Annotated in this window: 24 protein-coding genes and 1 pseudogene; 7 read left to right on the top strand and 18 right to left on the bottom strand. The window is 68.8% G+C overall.

Features of this window, described 5'->3' with window-relative positions; all coding sequences use genetic code 11:
- Window positions 1-9 precede the first annotated feature (9 nt).
- A complete protein-coding gene (locus WD271_11460; protein ID MEX1008449.1) occupies window positions 10-1203 on the bottom strand; it encodes a trypsin-like peptidase domain-containing protein in 1194 nt (397 codons plus the stop codon).
- Window positions 1204-1413: 210 nt separating this feature from the next.
- Here WD271_11460 and WD271_11455 point away from each other — a divergent pair, with 210 nt between their 5' ends.
- The gene (locus tag WD271_11455) at window positions 1414-1713 is read left to right on the top strand and encodes a WhiB family transcriptional regulator (protein ID MEX1008448.1); all 300 of its coding nucleotides are present in this window, start codon (window positions 1414-1416) and stop codon (window positions 1711-1713) included.
- Between the two features lie 36 nt (window positions 1714-1749).
- Here WD271_11455 and WD271_11450 read toward each other — a convergent pair whose 3' ends face one another.
- The 5 genes from WD271_11450 to WD271_11430 all read right to left on the bottom strand — a co-directional run bounded on the left by WD271_11450 (window position 1750) and on the right by WD271_11430 (window position 4990).
- Window positions 1750-2745 (bottom strand): hypothetical protein, encoded by a 996-nt coding sequence (locus tag WD271_11450; GenBank protein ID MEX1008447.1) that lies wholly within the window; start codon window positions 2743-2745, stop codon window positions 1750-1752.
- Window positions 2742-3176, bottom strand: a complete 435-nt coding sequence (locus tag WD271_11445) for a zf-HC2 domain-containing protein (GenBank protein MEX1008446.1) — start codon at window positions 3174-3176, stop codon at window positions 2742-2744. The genes WD271_11450 and WD271_11445 overlap by 4 nt, the downstream gene beginning before the upstream one ends.
- Complete coding sequence (locus tag WD271_11440) at window positions 3173-3685, bottom strand: sigma-70 family RNA polymerase sigma factor (GenBank protein ID MEX1008445.1); 513 nt, start codon at window positions 3683-3685, stop codon at window positions 3173-3175. The genes WD271_11445 and WD271_11440 overlap by 4 nt, the downstream gene beginning before the upstream one ends.
- A 63-nt stretch (window positions 3686-3748) precedes the next feature.
- Window positions 3749-3916, bottom strand: a complete 168-nt coding sequence (gene tatA / locus WD271_11435) for a twin-arginine translocase TatA/TatE family subunit (GenBank protein ID MEX1008444.1) — start codon at window positions 3914-3916, stop codon at window positions 3749-3751.
- Window positions 3917-3964: 48 nt separating this feature from the next.
- Window positions 3965-4990 carry a TIGR03619 family F420-dependent LLM class oxidoreductase gene (locus WD271_11430; GenBank protein MEX1008443.1) on the bottom strand — a complete coding sequence of 342 codons (1026 nt, stop codon included), beginning with the start codon at window positions 4988-4990 and terminating at the stop codon, window positions 3965-3967.
- Between the two features lie 39 nt (window positions 4991-5029).
- On the opposite strand from WD271_11430, the gene WD271_11425 reads away from it, so the two are divergent.
- Entirely contained in the window at window positions 5030-5884 is an 855-nt protein-coding gene (locus WD271_11425) for a glutamate formiminotransferase (protein ID MEX1008442.1), read from the top strand.
- Here WD271_11425 and WD271_11420 read toward each other — a convergent pair.
- The gene (locus WD271_11420) at window positions 5881-7143 is read right to left on the bottom strand and encodes a phytanoyl-CoA dioxygenase family protein (protein ID MEX1008441.1); all 1263 of its coding nucleotides are present in this window, start codon (window positions 7141-7143) and stop codon (window positions 5881-5883) included. The genes WD271_11425 and WD271_11420 overlap by 4 nt on opposite strands.
- A 69-nt stretch (window positions 7144-7212) precedes the next feature.
- Window positions 7213-7491, bottom strand: coding sequence for a WhiB family transcriptional regulator (locus tag WD271_11415; GenBank protein ID MEX1008440.1), 279 nt, complete (start codon window positions 7489-7491; stop codon window positions 7213-7215).
- 264 nt (window positions 7492-7755) lie between these two features.
- On the opposite strand from WD271_11415, the gene WD271_11410 reads away from it, so the two are divergent.
- Window positions 7756-8253: an O-acetyl-ADP-ribose deacetylase gene (locus WD271_11410; GenBank protein MEX1008439.1), complete on the top strand. Its 498-nt coding sequence runs from the start codon at window positions 7756-7758 to the stop codon at window positions 8251-8253.
- 128 nt (window positions 8254-8381) lie between these two features.
- Here the strand turns inward: WD271_11410 and WD271_11405 are convergent.
- Together WD271_11405 and WD271_11400 are read right to left on the bottom strand one after the other, a co-directional pair.
- A pseudogene (locus WD271_11405) lies at window positions 8382-8531 on the bottom strand (AAA family ATPase).
- Between the two features lie 13 nt (window positions 8532-8544).
- Window positions 8545-10563, bottom strand: coding sequence for a VWA domain-containing protein (locus tag WD271_11400; GenBank protein MEX1008438.1), 2019 nt, complete (start codon window positions 10561-10563; stop codon window positions 8545-8547).
- 260 nt (window positions 10564-10823) lie between these two features.
- Here WD271_11400 and WD271_11395 point away from each other — a divergent pair, with 260 nt between their 5' ends.
- Together WD271_11395 and WD271_11390 are read left to right on the top strand one after the other, a co-directional pair.
- A complete protein-coding gene (locus tag WD271_11395; GenBank protein MEX1008437.1) occupies window positions 10824-11063 on the top strand; it encodes a hypothetical protein in 240 nt (79 codons plus the stop codon).
- Window positions 11063-12082: a hypothetical protein gene (locus WD271_11390; protein MEX1008436.1), complete on the top strand. Its 1020-nt coding sequence runs from the start codon at window positions 11063-11065 to the stop codon at window positions 12080-12082. Before WD271_11395 ends, WD271_11390 begins: the two co-directional genes overlap by 1 nt.
- Before the next feature lie 6 nt (window positions 12083-12088).
- Here WD271_11390 and WD271_11385 read toward each other — a convergent pair whose 3' ends face one another.
- Window positions 12089-13489, bottom strand: coding sequence for a sigma 54-interacting transcriptional regulator (locus WD271_11385; protein MEX1008435.1), 1401 nt, complete (start codon window positions 13487-13489; stop codon window positions 12089-12091).
- A gap of 133 nt (window positions 13490-13622) precedes the next feature.
- Between WD271_11385 and WD271_11380 the strand changes: the two genes are divergently transcribed.
- Window positions 13623-14537: an SMP-30/gluconolactonase/LRE family protein gene (locus tag WD271_11380; GenBank protein MEX1008434.1), complete on the top strand. Its 915-nt coding sequence runs from the start codon at window positions 13623-13625 to the stop codon at window positions 14535-14537.
- Window positions 14538-14563: 26 nt separating this feature from the next.
- On the opposite strand, the gene WD271_11375 is transcribed toward WD271_11380, so the two are convergent.
- The 7 genes from WD271_11375 to WD271_11345 form a co-directional block, all read right to left on the bottom strand.
- Window positions 14564-14860, bottom strand: coding sequence for a DUF1330 domain-containing protein (locus WD271_11375; protein MEX1008433.1), 297 nt, complete (start codon window positions 14858-14860; stop codon window positions 14564-14566).
- A gap of 120 nt (window positions 14861-14980) precedes the next feature.
- Complete coding sequence (locus tag WD271_11370) at window positions 14981-16210, bottom strand: DUF4143 domain-containing protein (protein MEX1008432.1); 1230 nt, start codon at window positions 16208-16210, stop codon at window positions 14981-14983.
- 101 nt (window positions 16211-16311) lie between these two features.
- On the bottom strand, window positions 16312-17115 hold the full coding sequence (locus WD271_11365) for a GNAT family N-acetyltransferase (GenBank protein ID MEX1008431.1): 804 nt from the start codon (window positions 17113-17115) through the stop codon (window positions 16312-16314).
- The gene (gene xseB / locus WD271_11360; protein MEX1008430.1) at window positions 17108-17350 is read right to left on the bottom strand and encodes an exodeoxyribonuclease VII small subunit; all 243 of its coding nucleotides are present in this window, start codon (window positions 17348-17350) and stop codon (window positions 17108-17110) included. Before xseB ends, WD271_11365 begins: the two co-directional genes overlap by 8 nt.
- Window positions 17347-18699, bottom strand: a complete 1353-nt coding sequence (gene xseA, locus WD271_11355; protein ID MEX1008429.1) for an exodeoxyribonuclease VII large subunit — start codon at window positions 18697-18699, stop codon at window positions 17347-17349. The genes xseB and xseA overlap by 4 nt, the downstream gene beginning before the upstream one ends.
- Window positions 18700-18731: 32 nt before the next feature.
- Window positions 18732-19634, bottom strand: a complete 903-nt coding sequence (locus tag WD271_11350) for an alpha/beta hydrolase (protein ID MEX1008428.1) — start codon at window positions 19632-19634, stop codon at window positions 18732-18734.
- 3 nt (window positions 19635-19637) lie between these two features.
- Window positions 19638-20402, bottom strand: a complete 765-nt coding sequence (locus WD271_11345; protein MEX1008427.1) for a thermonuclease family protein — start codon at window positions 20400-20402, stop codon at window positions 19638-19640.
- Window positions 20403-20424: 22 nt separating this feature from the next.
- Here WD271_11345 and WD271_11340 point away from each other — a divergent pair.
- On the top strand, window positions 20425-20939 hold a 515-nt coding region (locus WD271_11340; GenBank protein ID MEX1008426.1), incomplete at its 3' end, for a hypothetical protein.

Genomic DNA, 20939 nt, shown 5'->3' with positions numbered 1-20939 from the left:
TCCTCCAGCTCACGAATCGGCTTCGGTCGCCTCACCGAGCGTCACGTGCAGGGTGGTGCGCTTCCCGTCGCGGTCCACGAGCACGTCGACCTGCTGGCTCGCCTTGTAGCGGCGGATGGCCGGCTTGAGCGCCGCAGACGAGTGAACGGGCGTGGTCCCGACTTGGACGACCACGTCGCCCGGCCGGATGCCACCCTTGTCCGCCGGCGAGCCCTGGGTGACGCTGTTGATGAGCGCACCGTCGTCGCCGGATGTGGGGTCGGTGGACACACCGAGGAACGCCGGGTGCTTCCCTTCGGTCAGCGTGCCGATCAACGACTTCACCTGCGAGATCGGGATCGCGAAGCCAACGTTCTGCGCACTCGACGGATCGGCGATCGCGGTGTTGATGCCGATCACGCGACCTTGCGCGTCCACGAGTGGGCCGCCCGAGTTGCCCGGGTTGATCGCGGCGTCGGTCTGGATCACGTCGCCGAGGATCTGGCTGCGCCCGGTCGGCACGTCGCGATGCAGACCGGACACGATGCCGCGTGTCACGCTCAGGCCACCTTCGAGCGCGAGCGCGTTGCCGATCGCGACGACGTCGTCGCCCACCTGCACCGCATCCGAGTCGCCGAGCTCGATCGTGGCCAGGTTGATGCCGTCGACCTTCACCACCGCGAGGTCGCTGCTCGGTGCGGTACCGAGAACTTTGGCGGTGAGCTTCGTGCCGTCGGAGAACTGCGCTTGGATCTTGGTGGCGCCCTCGACCACGTGGTTGTTGGTGACGATCACACCGTCGGCCGTGACCACGAAGCCGGTGCCGGCCGCGCCGCCGTTGTCGGGACCGCCGTCGTCGACGATCGCGACGACCGCGGGCACGTCAGCCTTCAGAATGGCGGCGATGTCGCCGTTCTGCTCGATGCGCTGGGATGGGCCCACGATCACGTTGCTCGCCGTGGGTGCCCGCACGCTCGAAGTGGAGTTGTCGTCGAACACCGCGTACATCCCGGCGGCCACGAGCGCGCCCACCACGCCACCGGCGAGCCCGGCGACGAGCACCTGGCGGGCGCCGCGCCTCTGACGCGGTGCAGCCAGGGCGCCGGTCGCGATCGGTTCGGGAGTGGGCGGCGGCGGTGCGATCGGGGTTGCTCCCGCCGACAAGAGGACCGGCTCGTCCTCGGTGGGGACCTCGGGCTCGCCGGGATCGGGCGAATCGGACACGAAAGTCCTCTCGTGGAGCTCGGGGGGCGATCAGTGATGCTGGTTGGTCACCAAACGTCGCGCCGAGCCCTGCGGGTTCCCGAAGCCGCAGACCCTGGGCGTACTGTTCAGACGACTCGAACTCTGTCAGGCTAGGCCGTGGGAACCAGGACCCGTCCCGCGGCCGTTTACTAGGGCGACTGATCCACTCGAGCACTGGGGTGCAGGCAGATGGACGACATGACCCCTCCCGACCACAGCGAGCAGGAATGGATGCTCCGGGCGCGGTGCCGATCGTTGGCCCCGTCGGAGTTCTTCCCGTCCGACGGCGTCGGGGTCGACAAGGCCCGCAAAATCTGTGACGAGTGTCAGGTGCGGCCGCAGTGCCTCGAGTACGCCCTCACCTATCGAATCGATCACGGTGTGTGGGGCGGAGCGTCCGAGCGCGAACGCCGCCGCATCCTGCGTCGCCGCCGCGTCGGCGGCGCCACCCCCGCCACCCTCCAACCGGCGTCAGCAAAGGTCGTATAGCGACCACTGCTGACGCAGGTTCGTTGCTGGGGGCGCTCAGCTCCAGCCGAACGGACCGAGCACGAAGTCTGCGACCTTCTCGGCCGCGCTGCGATCCGGCGAGAATCCCGCGATCATGGCATCGATCACGTCGGCTGGCGCGTCCGACACGGCGGTGAACACGGTGCCGTCGTGCTCCCAGAGGATGACATCCACGCCGGGCTCCGAGTACCGCCGCGCGCGGTTGCCATCGACTTCGGTGGCCACGCCGCCTCGTGGGAGCGCGTCCCAATCGAGCTCGCCGCGCTGCTCGAGCACCGACACCGAGAACAAGCCGTCGGCGTACACGAGCTCCACTCCGTTCGGGTGGCGTGAACGGCCGACGAGCACGTAGCCCGACGGCGTGCCCGTCGTCTCGTAACCAGCGGGCACCTCGTCGAGCGGGACCGCGTTCCGAGCGCTCACTCCCGTCGGAGCCTGCAGCTCAGGGCCGCTCGCGACGGTGAGCTGGAGGAACTCGAGCGACCGCTGCACGTGCCCGCGCGCGTCGAGCACCTCGCGCCGCAGCAGCAGGCCGGTGTCGGTATCGAGGTACAAGCGCTGCACAGCCGCGCCGTTGCGTCGGGTTGCCTCGACGAGCTGCGTGGGGCGTCCGACGATCGCGGGACCCCGGCGCACGCTGAGCGACCAGCGGTGGTCAGGCGGCGGAATGTTCTCCAGGTTCGGCTCCACGAGCGCGCTCGACCAGCCGAGCTCGCCCTTGAAATAGGTGCGGGTGCCACGGTCGAACACGCGGGCCCTGCTCGACTGCACCTCGATCGAACCTTGGTCGTCGGTGATGTCGACGGTGATGTCGTTCGGCTGGCCGTTATCGCGCCATGCAACGCGTACAACGCCAGAGAACTCCATCGAACTGGGCGCGTCGCGCATGCGGGCGACAAGGCGCGCTGCTTCGGCCGACGACGAGTCGGCACTCGCGTGACGGAGCGCACTCACGAGCGCGACGCCGGTGGGCAGCGCCACACACAGCAGGAGCGCGACCCTCCGCTTCACCGTCGGCCCACCAGCGGTCCGACGGGCGCGAGCGAGCTGATCGAGTCGCCGAGCTTGGAGCTCGACGCGCCGTGTTGGGTGGCCACCGCGGTCACGTTCGGCCGCACCGACGTGCGTCCGGGAACGACGATCACCGCGATGATCGCGGCCGCAACCGCCGCGGCGCCCGCGATCCAGCCCACGGGAACACGGCGGCGGCGGGATTCGATCGATACCACGTCGCCGGCTTCGACCTCCGCGACGACCGCCTCCCAGAACCCGGCCGGCGCGTCGCGCTGGGGTAGCGCGCGCACGGCGTCGCGCGCGGTACGTACCTCGTCGAGCTCGGCGCGGAGCTCGGCCGACTCCGCGAGCTGCGCTTCGACCTCGATGCGTTCTTCCGCGGTGAGCTCGTCGTCGAGATACCCCGAGAGGAAGGCGTGGTCGGTCACGGTCCAACCACCCCCCCGGCGGTCAACGACGCGCGGAGCATCCGGCGTCCCCGGTGGATACGCGACCTGACGGTGCCGATCGGCACGCCGGTCGACTCGGCAATCTGCTCGTACGAGAGGTCGCTCACGTCGCAGAGCACGACCGGCACGCGGAACTCGTCGGGGAGCTCCGCGAGCGCGTGTTGGATCTCCTCCGACAAGCCGGTCTGCACCTCGTCGGCGGCGGGTGCGAGTGGCAACACACGGCCGGGATCGTCGGGGAGCGCGTCGGTGGGACGCCGCTTCCGCCGTCGCATCTCGTCGAGGAACACGTTGGTCACGATCCGAGCCAGCCAGCCTTCGAGGGATCCGGGCTGGTAGCGCTCGAGCCCTTTACGGACCCGCAGCAGCGCCTCCTGCACCAGATCCTGTGCGTCGTCGTCATTGCCGGCCAAGCGGTACGCCACGTTGTAGAGGAAGCGCCCGTGGTCGCGCGCGACCTCTTCCCACGTGGGGACACCGTCAGCCATGGACAAGAACGACGCCGAGGGGTGGACCGGTTCCCGAAAACCCGACGGCGGTGGAAGGTAGGCCTAGGTGCTCTTCGCGTCCCCTTCGTCCTCCTTGGTGCCCTCGTCCACGCCCTTCTTGAACTCCCTGCTCGCCTCCCCCAGCGAGCGGGCGAGCTTGGGCAGCCGGGTGCTGCCGAACAGGAGGAGGACAACTGCGAGGATGATCAGCCACTCGGTCGGACCAGGCATGGGACCATTCCTTTCGGAGGTACCTCACCAGGCTACTTCCGTTCGTCGTCATGTCCGGTCGCGGATCGCCTCGGCCAACAGCTCGACGTCGTCGACGGCGGTCACGGCAAACGGCACTGCCCCTACCCCCACCACGAGCGTCTCGATCCCCAGGCGTGCCCACATCGCGGTCTGCTCTCGCACCTCTTCTACCGTGCCGACGAGGCGGCCGTGGCGCCATTCGTCGAGGGTCACCCCGTCGAGCACGCCCGGAGGGCTCGTGGCGCGGAGGCGTTCGAAGCGTCGTTTTAGGTCGGCGTCGTCTTCACCGCACAGCGCGTAGAGGCCGAGCGAGCGGGTGAGGGTCGCAGGATCGCGGTCGACGGCCGCACACGCGCGTTCGAGCACCGTGAGGCGTTCTCGGTAGGCCTCGTGAGTCCACACCCAGCAGGTGTTCCAGCCGTCGGCCACTTCGGCGACGAGCGCGAGGAGCCGGTCGCTCTTCCCGCCGACGACGATCGGCGGAGTCGGGCGCTGCACCGCGCTCGGATCGTTGTGCGCGTCGAACGCGCGGTGGTAGCGACCGTCGAAGGTGAACGGTCCTCCCCCCAACAGTCCGCGGCACACCTCGATAGCCTCACGCAGACGCGCGAGCCGCACGTGCGGCGCGGGCATCGTCATGCCGATCAGCCTGTAGTCGGGCTCGTACCACCCCGCGCCGATCCCCACATCGAGCCGTCCGTCGCAAATGCGGTCGAGCGACGCGAGTGCCTTCGCCAACACCGACGCCGGTCGCAGCGCTTCGCACATCACGAGCGTGCCGAGCCGCGGTCGCGTGACGACGCGTGCGAGGGCCGCAAGCGTGACGAGCGGATCGAAGATGCCGCGCGGCTCCGGCGATCCGCCATAGCGCGCAAGGTCGAGGGTGAGGTGGTCGGACAACCAGAGCGAGTCGTAACCCGCGTGCTCGGCTGCCACTGCGTACTCGACGATCGTGTCCCAGCGCAGCCGCGCCGCCGGCTCCGTGCTCGAACGGATATGCGGTTCGTTGCTCACCGAGTAGTCGTACTGCGGCAGCGCGAGCCCGAGCTTCATGTGGGCCGGAGCCTACCGGCGTCGTCATAGCCTGATCCGGTGCTCGAATGCGTGCCGAACGTGTCGGAAGGACGCAACACGCGCGCGCTCGACGCACTCGCGAGGGCATGCGGTGCGTCATTGCTCGACGTCCACGTCGATGCCGACCATCACCGCTCGGTCTTCACGCTCGCCGGTCCCGGCGAGCACGATGCCGAACCGGCGCTACGGCGGCTCGCGCGTGCGGTGGCCGACCGAGTCGATCTCACCGCGCACGACGGCGTTCACCCGCGGATCGGCGCGCTCGACGTGGTGCCGTTCGTCGCGCTCGACGGCACACCGAGCGGCGACGCGGTCGACGCGGCCCGCGCGTTCGCGTCGTGGGCAGCCGAGGAACTCGCGCTCCCCGTGTTCCTCTACGGCGACGCTGATCCGCAGCACCGGGCGCTGCCCGACACCCGACGCGACGCGTTCACCCGACGGCAGCCCGACGTTGGTCCGCCCGAGCCGCACCCGCAGCTGGGTGCGGTCGCGGTCGGCGCACGGCCGTTGCTGGTAGCGGTGAACTGCGAGCTCGACCGTGACGATCTCGCGCTCGCGCGCTCGCTCGCTCGCGCGGTGCGCGAGATCGACGGTGGCCTGATAGGTGTGCGCGCGCTCGGGCTCGAGCTCGAGTCGGCGGCGCGGGTGCAGGTGTCGATGAATCTCGTCGACCTCGGGGCGACCGGGCTGCAGCAGGCCTGCGAGGCCGTGCGATCGCTCGCACGAGGGCGCGGCGCTGATGTGGCGCGTGTCGAGCTCGTTGGTCTGCTCCCCGCGTCCGAGCTCGCGCGCTGCGACGACGAGTTCCGCGTCTGGTCGGGGATCAGTCCCGACCAGACGATCGAGGCGCGCCTCGACCGCGCCGCCAACTAGGAGTCGAGCTCGAACTGCTGGATCTTGGCGCCGTAGCCGCGCTGATTCAGGCGGCGGCCGGCGTCGTCGAGGTCGGCGCGCTCGCGGCGGATGGTGTCGCGATCGACCGGCTCGACCACATCACCGGGACGCCGCGCCAGCCCGAAGCCCGTGTAGACGACTCGCCGTTCACGGCTCACCGGTGGCCGGCTCATGTGCAACGCGCACGAACAGTGAATGGTGACGTCGCCAATTTCTGCCGGAAGCGCAACCCGCGGCAGGTCCATGTCGGCGCGCACACCACCACCCTGCACGTTCGCGCGGTGCGATCCCGCAACCACACCGAGCTCGCCGCTCTCACGGTCGGCAGGCGTGAGACACAGCCCGACGGTGAGGCCGCAACACCCGTACGAGTGGCCGCCCGGCGAGCAGTCTTTGTGCCACGGCACGTCGGAGATGCCGTCGGTGACGCCGATCCGCTTCGTGAGGCCCTCGGCGGCGTCAGAGTTGTCGGGATCGCGCTGCGTGTAGGTGTCGTCGGTGAACTCACCGAGCTGGATCAGCCGTTCGTCGTGCAAGACCTTGCGCAGCGCGGGCGACTTCTCGTTGAAGCCGAGGATGCGCGCCGCGTACCACTCGCCCTTGCCGTCGCGCGCCCACCACGATTGACCGTCGTCGCGCTCCGCTTCGGCGACGGCGTCGGCCAGCTCGTCGACGATCGCTGCCATCTCGTCGGGCTCGAACACGTTGCGGATCTTCACGAAACCGGCTTCGGCGAGGAAGGCACCGATCTGCTCGCGCGGGTCGTCGAGCGTGAAGCTCTGGTGCAAGTCGAGCTCGCCGCCGTCGGCGTCGAGCAGCTGCACCATCCCCGGCTCGTGCACGGGCCGCGCGTCGATCAGTGCGCGAAGTACCGGCTCCCACGCCACGAACTCGTCCATCGTGCCGCGCCGCATCTCCACGCGTCCCCGCATCCCGAGGCCGAGCGTGGTCGTGACCTCCTGGACGAGCTCGGAGAAGTCGTGAGCGCCGAGCGACACCACGGTCGCGTCGTCATCGATGCCGGGGCGCACCACCAACGTGTCGCGCTCAGCGGCCAGTGAGAACTGCGCGTCGCCCACCTCGAACGCGAGCGGCGCGAGCCCGAGGTGCGCGTAGCCACGCGCCGCGAGCTGCCCGTTCTCCGCCAGCAGGTCGCCGAGCGGGGCGTCGTAGAAGGTGCCGGCGTCGAGGTCGACGGCGCTGCCCTGCAGACGCGTGCGGAGGTCGAGGGTGGTCATGGGTGGTCCCCCTTCATCGAGAGACCATTGTGGCCGACGATGCGCGCTCGGCGCGGGGCGACCGATTGTTCAGGCGCCGACGGCACCGCGGCGCTCGAGCGCCCGCGCACGACGGACCCGGCGCCGCTCTCGCTCCGACAGCCCGCCCCAGATGCCGAACTTCTCGCCGTGGGCGAGCGCATACTCGAGACAGTCGACCTGGACCTCGCAGCCCCGGCAGACGGTCTTGGCCTCCCGGGTGGACGCACCCCGCTCGGGGAAGAAGAGGTCGGGATCGACCCCGAGGCAGTTGGCGTTCTCCTGCCAGCGTCGCTCGCCGCGGCCGGCGGCCCGGTGGGCCGCGACCAGAGCTGCGAGGCTCGACGCGACGGGGCTGATCGTGGTGACGGGTTGGGGCACGGCGTGGCTCCTCGGGTTGCGGATGAGGGCGGGGTCGGGAATGACGCCACTGAAACTACAGTGGTGTTACTATGATTGGTCGTGGGCCCGAGCGCAAGGGGTTTCTTTCCCGCGGCGGAAGATGCCACAAGGGTTCTGGGCCTTCGTGCTCACTCCGGTGTGCGCGCACTTGGTCCATGTAGCGCTTCCGTCAGCGAACCTACGCTACGGCTCGTGGCTCCGCGTCTCGAGGTTGCACTGGGCGATATCACCGCCGAGCACGCCGACGCCATCGTCAACGCGGCCAACAACTCCCTGCTGGGCGGGGGTGGTGTCGACGGCGCCATCCACCGTGCCGCGGGCCCGGAACTCCACGAAGCGTGCCGGCAGCTCAACGGCTGCGCGTTCGGAGACGCCAAGGCAACGCCCGGGTTCGCACTCCCGGCTCGCTTCGTGATCCACACCGTCGGCCCGATCTGGCGGGGCGGCGGCGGCGGCGAGGCCCGGCTACTCGCGAGCTGCTATCGGCGGTGCCTCGAAGTGGCCGACGAGCTCGGCGCCGCGTCGGTGGCGTTCCCCGCGATCAGCACCGGCGCGTACGGGTACCCGGTGGCCGAAGCCACCCGGATCGCCGTCGAGATGGTTCGCTCCACCATCACGGGTGTAGAGCTCGTGCGCTTCGTGTGCTTCGACGCCGCGATCCACGAGCGCTACGTCGACGAGCTCGGCTGACCCACGCGCTCGATACCGGGTACTGCATCGAAGCCGCGATCGAAGCTCAGGATTCGATCGACTCCGTACCGCTGCATGATCGCGATATGGAGCGCGTACGCACTACCTCTCTGATCACACTCGGGCGTCTGCCCCGCGACGACCATGCGGCGGAACACGTCCCCGCGTATATGGACTCCGCGTGCAAACCGCTCCGCGAGCAGTTGCGCGACCGTCGACTTGCCCGACGCCGAGATCCCGGTGATCAGGACGAGGGCGTGCTCGTCGACGAGCGACACGCCGACGCTCGATTCAGCCGGCGCGGCGGCGTTCGCGCTTGTGGTCGAGGAAGTCGACGAGCACGTAGTCGCCGAGGCTGTCGGCGTTCGTAAAGAACGCGCGGCCGCCGTTGACTCGCATCATCTGCTCGACGAAGGAGCGCAGGTAGTGGCTCTCGTCGAGCATGAACGTGTTGATGCGGATTCCGTCGCGCGTGCAGCGCATGACCTCTTTGAGGGTCTCCTCGATCGTGATCGGTGACGGGGGGTACTGAAAGTACGGCTCGCCGTGCTCGATGTGGGCCGTGGGCTCGCCGTCGGTGACCATGATGATCTGCTTCTGACCGCTCTGCCGGTTGAGCTGGCGACGGGCGAGCAGCAGCGCGTGGTGCATGTTCGTGCCCCACTCGAAGTCCCAGCTCATCTCCGGTAGCAGCTCCGGCTTCACCTCACGCGCCACGCGACCGAACGCGACGAGTCCGAAGTAGTCGCGCGGGAACTGCGTGGTGATCAGCGAATGGAGCGCCATCGCGACCTTCTTTGCAGGAAGGAAGTTGTCGCGCATGGGCATCGACAGCGACACGTCGAGCATCAGCACCGTGGCCGAACGCGTGATGTGCTCGGTGCGATCGATCTCGAAGTCGTCGGGGATCAGCCGGACCGGCGTGCCGGCACCGCCTCGCCAGATCGCGTTCTTCACCGTCTCCTGCACGTTCAGGTGGAACGGATCGCCGAACTCGTACGGCTTGTGGTCGTGCGCGTACTCGTTCCCGGCGCCGGCGTTCTCGACGTCGTGACGACCGGCGCGGTCCTTGAGCAGCTTGCGGTAGATGTCGGCGAGCGCCTTCCTGCCGATGGCTCGGATAGCGCGCGGCGTGAGCTCGAGCCGGCCTTCGCGCTGTTCGATGAGCCCGGCTTCCTCGAGCATCTTCGTGAGCTCGCGCAGCCGGTCGAGCGAGCGCGCGGCGTCGTCACCGAGGAGTTCACGCGCACGGTCGAGGTCGACTTCGGCGAGCTCGCCCGGCTGGGTCGCAGAGCGCAGCAGGTGCTCGAGGTCGTCGAGATCGCCGAGCGTGTCGAGCAGCCCGGCCATCTGCCCGAACTGGAGCGGGTCGTCGCCGCTGAAGCGCTGCGAGCGCTGCCAGGGAAGGTTCGGGAACGCCTGCTGCAAATTGCGCGAGAGCTGGTCGACCTGCCAGCGGAGATCCATGTCTTCGAGCAGCGACTCGGCGAGCGCCTGGAGCTGCGCGCGCTGCTCGGGAGTCATCGAGTTGAGGAGCTGCTGCATCTGCGCCATCGACTGCGCCATCTGCTCGAGCAGCTCGTCGAGGCTCTGCGGGTTGCCGGGGAAGAAATCGCCGAAGCGCTCCATGAACCCGTCGAAGTCGGGTTCTTCGCCGCGCTCTCGCTGTTCGAGCATCTGGTTGAGCTCGTTGAGCATGTCTTTCATCTGCTGCATGCGCTCGGGGGTCATGTTCTGCATGCCCTCGGAGAGCTGGTTGAAGTAGCTCTGCATGAGCTGCTCGCGCAACTGGTCCATCAGCTCCTCGAACCGCTGGCGCGCGGCGTCGTCCATGAACTCGTATTCCTGGAGCGTCTGCACTTTGCCGGCGAGGTCGGGCGGGAGCTGCTCGAGCTGCTGGCGCCGCTGGTCGGCGACCTCTTCCACGAGCTCCTGACGCCGCCGGTCGCCCGATTGCGTGGCCTCGTCGACGCGACGCTCGATCCCCTCGCGCTCCATATCGACGACCTCGTTGAGCTGCTGCGCGATGTCGTCGTAGACACCGCCGAGGTCGCGGTTCTCGAGCTCCTGGCGCCGCCGCTCACGCAGCTTCTGCAGCATCTCGCGCAGCCCCATGAGCTCTTCGTTGTTGCGGTCGCGGAACCCCTGCTGCATCAGACGCCGCAGCGCGGCGTTGAGGTCGCCGTGGTAGAGCAGGTCGTCGCTCATCTCGTCGAGGAGCTGCTCGGCGTCGAGATCGAAGCCGGTCTGGCTGCCGTCCCAGCGTGAGTAACGGAACCCGTCCACTCGCTGGCGCGTGAACCACTTCATAGAGCGAACGATAGCGAGCCGGGTATCCCGGCGAGCCGTGAGCGATCCATAGTCAGGTCCCACGCTAGTCCCCCTTGATCCTGGCGGCCTGAGTCCCACCAAGGTTTCGCGTCCGGCAACAATGGCGACCCATGCGAGCCGCCCCCCTGCTCGTCGCGGCAGCCCTCCTGGCTGTCGGCGCTGCCGCTTGCTCGCGCGACGGGAGCAACTCGCTCCCGCGCCCGAGCAAACCTTTCTGCGAGGCTGCGCATCGGTACGACGTGCGGGTCGAGAAGCGGGCAAGCCTCGACGAACAGATCCGCATCGTGCGAAGGATTGCCGATCATGCCCCCAAGGACATCGCCCAAGATGCCGATACATTCCTCGACGCGCTCGAACGACGACGGGACGGCGACAAATCGGTGGTCGACAATCCGAAGATCGAGAAGGCCGTCAACAACGTGAACCGGCGCGCAGCCAGGGGCTGCGGTTTGTACAAACAAGATTCGGCCGGCATCTGATGGCGCGCGCGGCGCGGTGTGCGCTGGCCCTCGTGTCGGTGTTGCTCCCACTCGTGTTCACTCCCAGCCCGGCCGTCGCCGACGAGATCACCGGCGGATGCACCGGCACGGCCAACGGCAAGGATGCGACGCTCCTCACGCGCGACGACCCACTCGTCGTGCACGAGGGTGAACAGCTCACGGTTTCTGGCAACATCCCCACCGAGTTCGCGGCGGCGAATCCACCCAGCACCACAACGGTGAAGGTCTCGGTCGTCGACGGCCTCTTCGGCATCTCGACCGACGCGCACGAGAGCACCGGCGCGACGTACTCCGCCGACACCGTCGAACTCGACGACTACTTCAATGTCGGCGTCGGGCTCTACCGGGTCGACGTCGTGAATTCCGGGCTCGGCTGGCGATGCGAGTACACGGGTTACATCAAGCTCGACGGCGATCCGCTCTCGAAGCCCGCGGGCCTGGTTGCGCTCGCGGCGGTCGTCATCGGCGCCGTCGGCGTGATGTTCACGAAGGGCAGGAAGCCGAAGGAACCGGGCTGGGTCGACGCGGAGCTCAACACTGCAGACCAGATCGAGCGCGAGGAGGCGTGGCAGACCACAGGACGCGAGCTGCCCGACGCGGTCGACTTCCAGGAGCGCGGCTCGCACGCGTGGCTCCCGGCAGGAACCCTGCGCGCGAACGAACGTCTCATGTGGTCGGGAAAGGTGCGGCTGCACGGGCACCCGGTGGCCGCGTTCTTCTGGGGTCTGCTGCTCGGGCTCGGCATCGGCCTGCTCGGGTGGCAGGACGGGCGGTGGACCGTGAACCTCGGCTCCATCGTGTTGTTCCCGCTCGTGATCGCGGCGGCGGCTGCGCTGTTCGGGTGGTTCGGCTGGGGCTATCGCACCCGCGACGTCGCCGTACTTCCTGCCGACTCCGAGGAGTCAGTGCGGGAACCGATCGAAGCGCCAACGTCGGTCGACGCGCTCGATTCCGAGGAAGTTCCACGTTCCGAGGAACCGGCGAGCCCGGACAAGTAACGCGCGCTATCCGCGGCCGCGGTACGCGGCGCGACCGCCGACGGCGTCTTTGTTGAGCCGCTTCGAGAGATGCAGGCCTTCGAGCACGAACTCGATGGCCGACGCGACGCCGGCGGGCGTCTCCCCCACGTCGAGGTCGCTGAGCGCGCCCTTCAAGCCGGGCAGGTCCGACATCACCTTGGCGTACTCCGACGACGCGATGTCTTCGCCCGTGTGCACCACGAGCCCGCCGTCGAACGCCTGGACGAGCTCGGTGAGCTTCTCCGGACGGGTGCGCGCCCGGAACGTCTCGAGCACCGACGCCTTCACGATGCGGTCGAGCACCTGCTCCTCGCGACCTTCGTCGACGGTCTCGAACTCCACCTTGCCCGCGGTGCTCGCGACGAGCGCTTCGAGGTCGCTCACGCGCGGCACCACTTGCGTCTCGCCGTGCCGCAGCGCGCGGCGAGTGGCGTTCGCGACCAGCGTCTCGTAGTTCGCGATGGAGAGCCGAACCGACACGCCGGAGCGCTGGTTGATGTGCGGTGAGCGCCGGGCCTGCTGGCTCATCTCCGCGACGATCTCGGTCATGAAGCTCGGCACGTGCACGTTGACGCCGCTGGTCGCGAGCGGCTTCGCCTCCTGCTTCACCACCGCGGCCTCGACCTCGGCGTCGAGCGGGTAATGCGTGCGGATCTGCGAACCAAACCGGTCCTTGAGCGGGGTGATGATGCGGCCGCGGTTCGTGTAGTCCTCCGGGTTGGCCGACGCGAGCAGCATCACGTCGATCGGCAGCCGGATCTTGTATCCCCGGATCTGTACGTCGCGTTCCTCGAGCACGTTGAGCAGACCTACCTGGATGCGTTCCGCGAGGTCGGGGAGCTCGTTGATCGAGAAGATGCCGCGGTTCGTGCGCGGCACGAGCCCGTAATGGATGGTCATCTCGTCGGACAGGTACCGGCCCTCGGCCACCTTGATCGGGTCGATCTCGCCGATCAGATCGGCGATGGAGGTGTCGGGGGTAGCGAGCTTCTCCCCGAAACGGCGGTCACGGTGCACCCACTCGATCGGTGTCTCGTCACCGCGCTCGGCAACGAGGACGCGCGCGTGCTGCGACACGGGGTTGTACGGGTCGTCGTTGATCTCGCTCCCCGCGACGATCGGCATCCACTCGTCGAGCAGCTCGGTGAGCCAGCGGATCATGCGGGTCTTCGCCTGACCGCGCTCACCGAGGAAGATCACGTCGTGCCCGGCGATCAACGCGTTCTCGAGCTGCGGGAGGACGGTGTCCTCGAAGCCGATCACGCCGTCGACGAGCTGCTTGCCTTCGGCGATGCGCGCAATCGCATTGGTGCGCACCTCTTCTTTGACGGGTCGCGACACCCACCCGCTGGTCTTGAGCTCGCCGAGGGTTCCGGGACGCGACATGTTGCAATCTCCTCGAGTTCGAAAGAGGCGCCGAGGCGCCGACCCGCGCCACCGTATCAGCGGAATTCGAGCCCACGTCCGACGCGGCGAAACGCCGAACGGCGTAGGCTCCCGTGCTCTGGACGGGCCGTACGTGATCTGCGAGGGGCCGCCGTTCGGCGAGGGCCCGGTGTGGTGTCCGGCGAGCGCCAGTGGAGGCGCGCGCGGCGGCGGCAGTGGTGGTGAGAGCGAGGGCACGCTCGTGTGCACGAGCGTGTCGGAGGGTTCCCTGTACCGCGTGTGGCCGGCATCGGGCCGGCGCGAGCTCCTCGCCGACGTCGGCGGCGGCGCGAACGGCGCTGCGCTGTGCGCGGACGGCGGGTTCCTCGTCACCCAGAACGGCGGCCTCGACCTCTCGCAGTTCCCGTTCTTCGACAACCCGCCACCGCCGCGGTACACGACGTCGGGCGTCCAGCGCGTCGCGCCCGACGGGTCCGTCAGCTCCCTCACCTCCGAACCGATGCAGATGCCGAACGACCTCGCGGTCGCGGCCGACGGCACGGTCTTCTTCACCGATCCGTTCGGTTGGCCGATGCCCGACGCGCCGCAGAGTCGCGTCATGGCCCTCGCGCCCGACGGTGCGCTGCGCGTCGTGGCGGACGGGTTCTGGTACGCGAACGGCATCGGCGTCGACGTCGACGACGCGACACTGATCGTGGTCGAGAACGGTCACGACGGCCTCGACCACGGGTTCGTGCGTCTCCGTCCCGGCGACGAGCGCGAGATGTTCGCGCCGGGGCGCGTCGGGGACGGGTTCGCGCTCGACGTGGAAGGGCGCATCTACATGGCGGGCGGAGGCCACGTCGTCACGATCTACGAGCCTGACGGCACGCCCGTCGAACAGCTCCAGTGCCCCGGCGACCATCCCGTGAGCACGAACTGCTGCTTCGGCAGTGACGACCTCCGCACGCTCTACGCCGTCGACGCGGGCGCGCCCGGCCACGTGTACTGCTGGACCGGCATGCCCACACCGGGCCTGCCGTTGCACGCCTGGCCCGGCTTACGCTGACGCGCTCGTACTGGCAGGGCAGGTAATCAGCCCTCGTCCTGGCGGACCACGTCGAGGTTGCGGAAGATCGGCTCGCCGTCGCACACCGCCATCATCTTCTCGGCGAATTGCTGCGTCTCCGGAAGGTCGTCGTTGCGCATGGCCTCCTCGTACGACGGGAACTCCACGACTACGACGTAGGTATTGGCGTTGTCGCGGTCGCGGCACGTCGTCGACGACCCGGCCAACCGCTTGCCCTCCGTGGCGGCCAGCCACTCGTCGAGCAAGTTGATCACCTCGTCGAACTTGGTGGTCTTGTACTCGATGATCTGCACGAACTTCATGGCGTGCTCCTTCGCTCGGACGGGTGACCATCGTGAACCCGCTCGGGACAGCCGGTCAAGGCGGAGCAGCCTCTCGATCGGCGTCCCTCGGGCTTCGCCGCACCGGCCGCGTATCGGCGTTCAGGACCAGAGTGTCGAGATCGGCGCCGCAATGACGCGCTCGCCAAGAGAGAACACGTACGGGCCCGTGTTCAACACGATTCCTGCCACGAATCGTTCTCCGAGCTCGTCACGGAGCCACGCGAGGTGCGTCGCATCGCTGGCGCGTGGTGCGGACGTCGCCTTCACCTCGATTCCGATCACTCGATCGGCATCGAGCTCGGCGATGACGTCGACCTCGTGCCGACCTTGCTGCGTCCGCAGGTGGTACAGCCGCACCAGATGCTCCGACATCGGAAGTTCGGCCCGAAGTTGCGCCACAGCAAAGCCGTCGAGAAGCCGGCCGAGCAGATCTCCATCACGGAGGACCGCATCGGCCGTGATCGGATGAATGCCGATGAGCAACCCAGGATCGACCAGATAGCGCTTTGGTGCCCTCGTGAGTCGAGCCACTCGGTGTGACGACCACGCCGGCATTCGTTCCACGACGAGCAGATTCACGAGGAGCCGTTCGTAGGCCGCCGCGGTCTTGTGGTTCACCCCAGCTGCGTCCTGCAGCGTGGCGTCGCTGATGGATCCCGCCGAGTTCAGCGCGTACACCTCGAAGTAGCGGCGTAGACGCGCAGGGTCTCGCGTCTCCCCGAGCAGATCGACGTCTCGAGTCAGAAGCTGATCTACGTAACTCGCGAACCATCGCGGTCGTTCTTCGGCCGGGAGACGGGTCGCCGTGTCGGGAAATCCACCCCGCAGCGCTAGCTCGACATAATCGCGGACGTTGAGCTGATCTGCCGGTGCCTCCGGCCGTTCACCCGCCGCGAGTCGGTCGAGGAGACACGAAGAGTCGAGGCGCCCCTGGAGCTCCTTCACCGTCATGCCGTACATCGGTACCCGTATCAAGCGTCCGGTTCCGGGCCACATCGCGCTCTCGAGGTCAGCTCGCACCGAGCCGGTGACGAGGAACCTTCCGGGCCGAGGATCGCGGTCGACGGCGCGCTTGATGGCACCGAGCACGGTAGGTGCGAGGTGCCACTCGTCGACGAGCACGGGCTCGGGGAGACCGCTCAGGAGTTGGTCGGGATCGGCTTCCACGGCAGAGGCCTGGACGGGTTCGTCGAGGCTGACAACGGTTGCCGCGTGCCGCGCCCCTGTCGTCGTCTTGCCGGTAGCCCGCGGGCCCGTGAGCAGCATGGCCGGGTGATGCCGCAAGAGGCTGTCGAGATGCCGATCGAGGAGCCGGGGGACGTAGGCCATCTCCATCCTCTGATACCAGAATTACGCGGCCTACAGTATCAGTTCTACGCGGCTTTGAGTACCTGATTTACGCGGCACCCAGTGCGGGGTCCACGCGATGGTCACCGGTTGCACATGAGGAAGGTCCAGCGGGTGAGGGCCACGTAGCCCATCCGCTCGTAGACGGGGCGCCCCATGTCGGTGGCGACGAGGACCGCGGGGAGTTCGGGCGCGGCGATCGTGGCCTCCCATGTGACCGCTTCCCCGTAACCGTGCCCGCGGGCGTCGGGCAGCGTGGCCACGAACTCGACGTGGTTCACCCCGCACCCCACGATCGACGTGGCCACGGTGACGGCGCGGCCGTCGACCCGCCCGACGAAGAAGCGGGTGCCGGGAACATGGAGGTTCGCCGCGTGCAACGCGACGCCGGCATGCCACGGCTGGAGCGATTCGAGCGGGAAGCCGTCGACGAGCACCTGCTCGTACTCGCCGAGCGCTTCACGCGTGGTGGCATGCTCGATCGTGAGCTCGCTCGGTGTCGCGGGTCGGTCACCACCCGGCACCCGCAGCATGAGCGGCGGGTGCCCCGCGGTCTCGAAGCCGGGCAGCTCGGTTGGCCAAGGGCAGAACAGCGAGAAGGGACCTCCGGCACCGGTGAAGAACTGCATGAGGTCGGCGGCGATGGCCTCGGCGCGGCCGGCCTCGACCGGTCGCAGCAGGATGCCCGTGTTGAACAGCAGGTGCGGCGAGTGGGCGTCGACCACGAGCACGTCGTCGGTACGGAGCACCGGCCCGGTGGAGGCGCGCGCGACCGCTTCCATCCATTCCGCGTTCGCGAGCACGTAGCGGCGCAGGAGCGTGTCGTCGGTGGGGGTGTCGACGAACCAGCCGGTCTCGAGCCGTTCCGTCTGCGGCGCGTCAGTCATCGTCGCCGCTTTCAGTGTGAGGCTCGGCCGCGCCGAACGACTCGAGATCGGTGACGATCTTGTCGACGTCGCCCTGGGCGCGCGCGATGCGGGTACGGCAAAGCTTGATGAGCTCGCTGGCGCGCTTGACCCGCTCGGCGAGCACGTCGACGTCGAGGTCGTCGCGCTCGAGCTCGTCGAGGATCTCACCGAGCTCCGCCATCGCGTCGGCGTATCCGATGGTGTCGGGGCTCATGGCGTCTCCTCTTCGACGCGTTCGACGCGACTCGCGACGCGCCCCGCGGCCAGTTCCGTGACCAGCTCGTCGCCGACGGTGGCGTCGGACGCACGCCGCACGACTCGACCGCTTGCGATGCGCGTGATCGTGTAGCCACGCTCGAGCACGCGGCGGGGCTCGAGGGCGCGGAGCGTGGCAACGCTGCCGTCGAGGCGTGTCGTTGCCCGCCGCAGGTGGTGGGTCGCGGCGGTGACCACCGCGCGCTCACGCGCCGCAAGGGCGACCTGCGCATCGCGTGTACGCCGACGGCCGAGCTCCTCGACACGCCCGCTTCGTTGGTCGACGTGCGCGCGCTCACGGGCGAGGGCCGCGGGCGCGCCGCGCTGCACGCGGCGGGCCGCATCATCGAGCTCACGGGCCGCGAGTGCTGCCCGCGATCGTGCGCGTGCTCCTACCCGTTGTGCGGCGCGGTCGAGGCTCTGCACGAACGAACGCACCTGGTTGAGGAGGATCTGCGCGCATGCGGTGGGGGTCTTGCACGCGGTGTGCGCGACCTCGTCGGCGACGCTGCGGTCGACCTCGTGCCCGACACCGGTGAGCACGGGCACGGACATCGCCGCGATCTCACGCGCGACCTGCTCCGTGTCGAACGGAGCGAGGTCGGCACGGGAGCCGCCTCCCCGCACGATCACGACAACATCGAAGTTCCGCGCCGAAAGCTCGTGCAACGCCCACACGATCCGGCGCGACGCGGCGGCGCCCTGCACACGCACGTCGACCGCGCCCACCTGGAACGCGAACCCGCTCGTGTCCAACTCGTGCACGAAGTCGTGGTAAGCGGCGCTCTCGATGCTCGTGATCAGGCCCACACGCAGCGGAACCAGCGGGAGCGGCAAGCGCCCGTTCGCGTCGAGCAGGCCGTCGGCCGCCAGCACGCGCAACACCCGTTCGCGGTTGGCGGCGATCCCACCCACCGTGAACACGGGATCGATCGCGGCCATCACGAACTGGAGCCGCCCCTGAACCGCGTACACGCCGACCCGGCCGCGGATGCGCACCTCCACGTCGTTGCCGAGCTCGGCGCCCGGCACCTCCTCGAGCGCGCGGTTGACAGCAGGCCGGTCGTCGCGGAACAGCACGCAGTCGAGGCGCGCCTTCACCCGGTCACCCGGGCCGGCCGCCTTCTCGACGAGGGAGAAGTAGGTGTGGCCGTTCGGGTAGCGCTTGAGGTTCTGCACCTCACCCTTGACCCACACCTGCTCGGGAAAGGCGCGCCGCACCGCGTCGCTCACACCGGTGGTGAGCTCGCCGACGGAGAACGTGCGCTCCTCGGCAACGTCTCCGAGCTCGAAGGTGGTCTGGCTCATGGTCCGACGAGGCTAACGCGGGCCTGTGACACTCACTTCTTCGGCGGAGCCGGCGGCTTGCCCACGTACTTCTCGAGGAACGCCACGGTTCGATCCCAAAGGTCGGCGCCGAATGCCTGCGCGTGACGCGTACCGGGGAGCACCACGAGCTGCTCGACCACCCCTGTCGACTTCAGCGCCGCGTCCATGCTCGTCGCCTGACTGAGCGCCACCAGCTCCTGTTCGGAGTTGACGAGCAGCATCGGCGCGTCACTCTTGTCGATGTGACTGATGGGCGACGCGGCCGTCACGTTCGCGCACGACGCTGCGCCGGGGATGCAGTCGAGGAACTGCAGCACCGCGATTGACACCGGCGCGTCAGCGAGTGCATCGAGTGGCCACAAGCTGAAGTTCATCGGACCCGACCAGCTCACTGCAGCCTTGATGCGCGCGCCTTTCGTCAATGAGCCGCTGCCCAGGGTCGCGAGCATGCCGACGAGGTGACCGCCCGCCGACGAGCCGATCGCACCGATGCGCTTCGGGTCGAGCGCGTACGTCTTCACCGGCGCGCGTGCGCGCACCCAACGGACCGCGGCTTTCACGTCGTCGACGGCTGCCGGATACGGATGGAGCGGCGCGAGGCGGTAGTTCAGCGAGAACGCGACATAGCCGAGCTCGGCGAGCCTCATGCCGTCGCCCGTGAAGTCCGACTTGTCGCCCGATTGCCACGCGCCGCCGTGCACCAACAGGATCACCGGACGCTTGGTCGTCTTCGCGCTGGGCACGTAGGCGTCGAGAATGAGCCGTTCACCGCCGACGGTCCCGTACACGATGTCGCGGGTGACACTGACCGGCGGTACGGCCGTGGTGTCGCGAGGCGGGGCGGTCGAGCCCACTGCCCCCGCGAGCGCGGGGAGGAGCAGGCAGAGGATGACGACGCGCGCGTGTCGGGCCACCAGCTACTCGCAGGCGACGGCGTCGTGGTTGCCGTCGAGCCGATGCACGTCGGTTCCGACCACCTGGAGGTTGTGTGCGCCGATATCGCTGCAGTCGAGGTCGGTCGCGGAGATCGGTACGCACGCGCCCGCGTAGTTCGGATCACATCCGCTGACAGTGCCATTCGCGGGAGCCGCGCTTGCCGCCGGCGTGTTCGTGCCGCCGCACGCGCCCCACAGACCTGCGTTGGCCTCGCGCGCTTCCGCGCCGAGCTGGCTGAACCGGTCCGCATACTTCACGTTTGGTGGGAAACGATAGGGCGCGGCCCAGCCGTCCTTGACGAGCGCCTCGTTCACGAAGAGACCGTCGTCGACACGCCATACGTAGGCGAGGAACCGGCCGTACCGATCACGACGCTCGACGTCGGTCTCGAGCCTCACCGCGGTACGCGTCGGGAGGAGCGCGTGGGTCCGCGCCGAGGCTTCGGCGCCGAAGCATTCGACAACGGTGCGCGGGTCCTTGGTCTCGGGCGTGTCGATGCCGATGAGGCGAACCTTCTCGGTACCGCCTGTGTCGAGGCGCACCGTGATCGTGTCGCCGTCGGTCACGGACACGACCACTGCGTCGAGGCCGGCGGGTAGCCCGGCGTTCGTCGTCGCGCGCGCCCGCGTGCTCGGCGTGTGCGTGGCCGAGGGTTTCTCACTCGCGCAACTCGCGGCGGCGACCGACACGGCGAGCACGAGCACGACCGCGAGCGCGGCGCTGCGAACCTCGAGACGATCCCCCACCACGGGCCATCATGCCGCCGGCGTGGGACACTGTGCCGTGATGGTCGAGCGGGACGCGCCGGCAGGACGGATCTTGCGGCTCGCGGCGTACGCCCACCGTGTCGGGCGACCGATCACGCTCGACGACATCGTCGCCGACGTCCCCGGCTACGAGAACACGGGCGGCGGACAGCTGATCGCCGGCACACCCGAATGGGAAACGTTGCGCAAGCGCGTCGGCCGCGACATCGCCGACCTGCATGAGCACTGGGGTATCGAGCTCGCCTACGACGAGGCCAACCACAGCTACTCGCTCCGCGCGCCGTACTTCACCGCGCCGGAGCGTGCCGCGCTGATCGCGGCCGCCGCGACCGTCGACGTCGAGGGTGTCGACATCCCGGTGCCCGGCGCGCTCGGCAGCGCGGTGGGCGACGACGCGACGCAGATCGTCCTCCGCGTCCACGACCTCGTCGCCACGCTGCGGGCGGCGATCGGCGCGCGTACCGCGGTGACGTTCGTCCACGACGGTCGCGTGCGCCACGTGGACCCCTACGCGCT

The sequence above is a fragment of the Acidimicrobiia bacterium genome (assembly GCA_040880805.1).
Classification (GTDB): domain Bacteria; phylum Actinomycetota; class Acidimicrobiia; order IMCC26256; family DASPTH01; genus DASPTH01.
The sequence above is the reverse complement of the archived record's forward strand: the minus strand, read 5'-3'. Positions and strand labels throughout refer to the sequence as shown.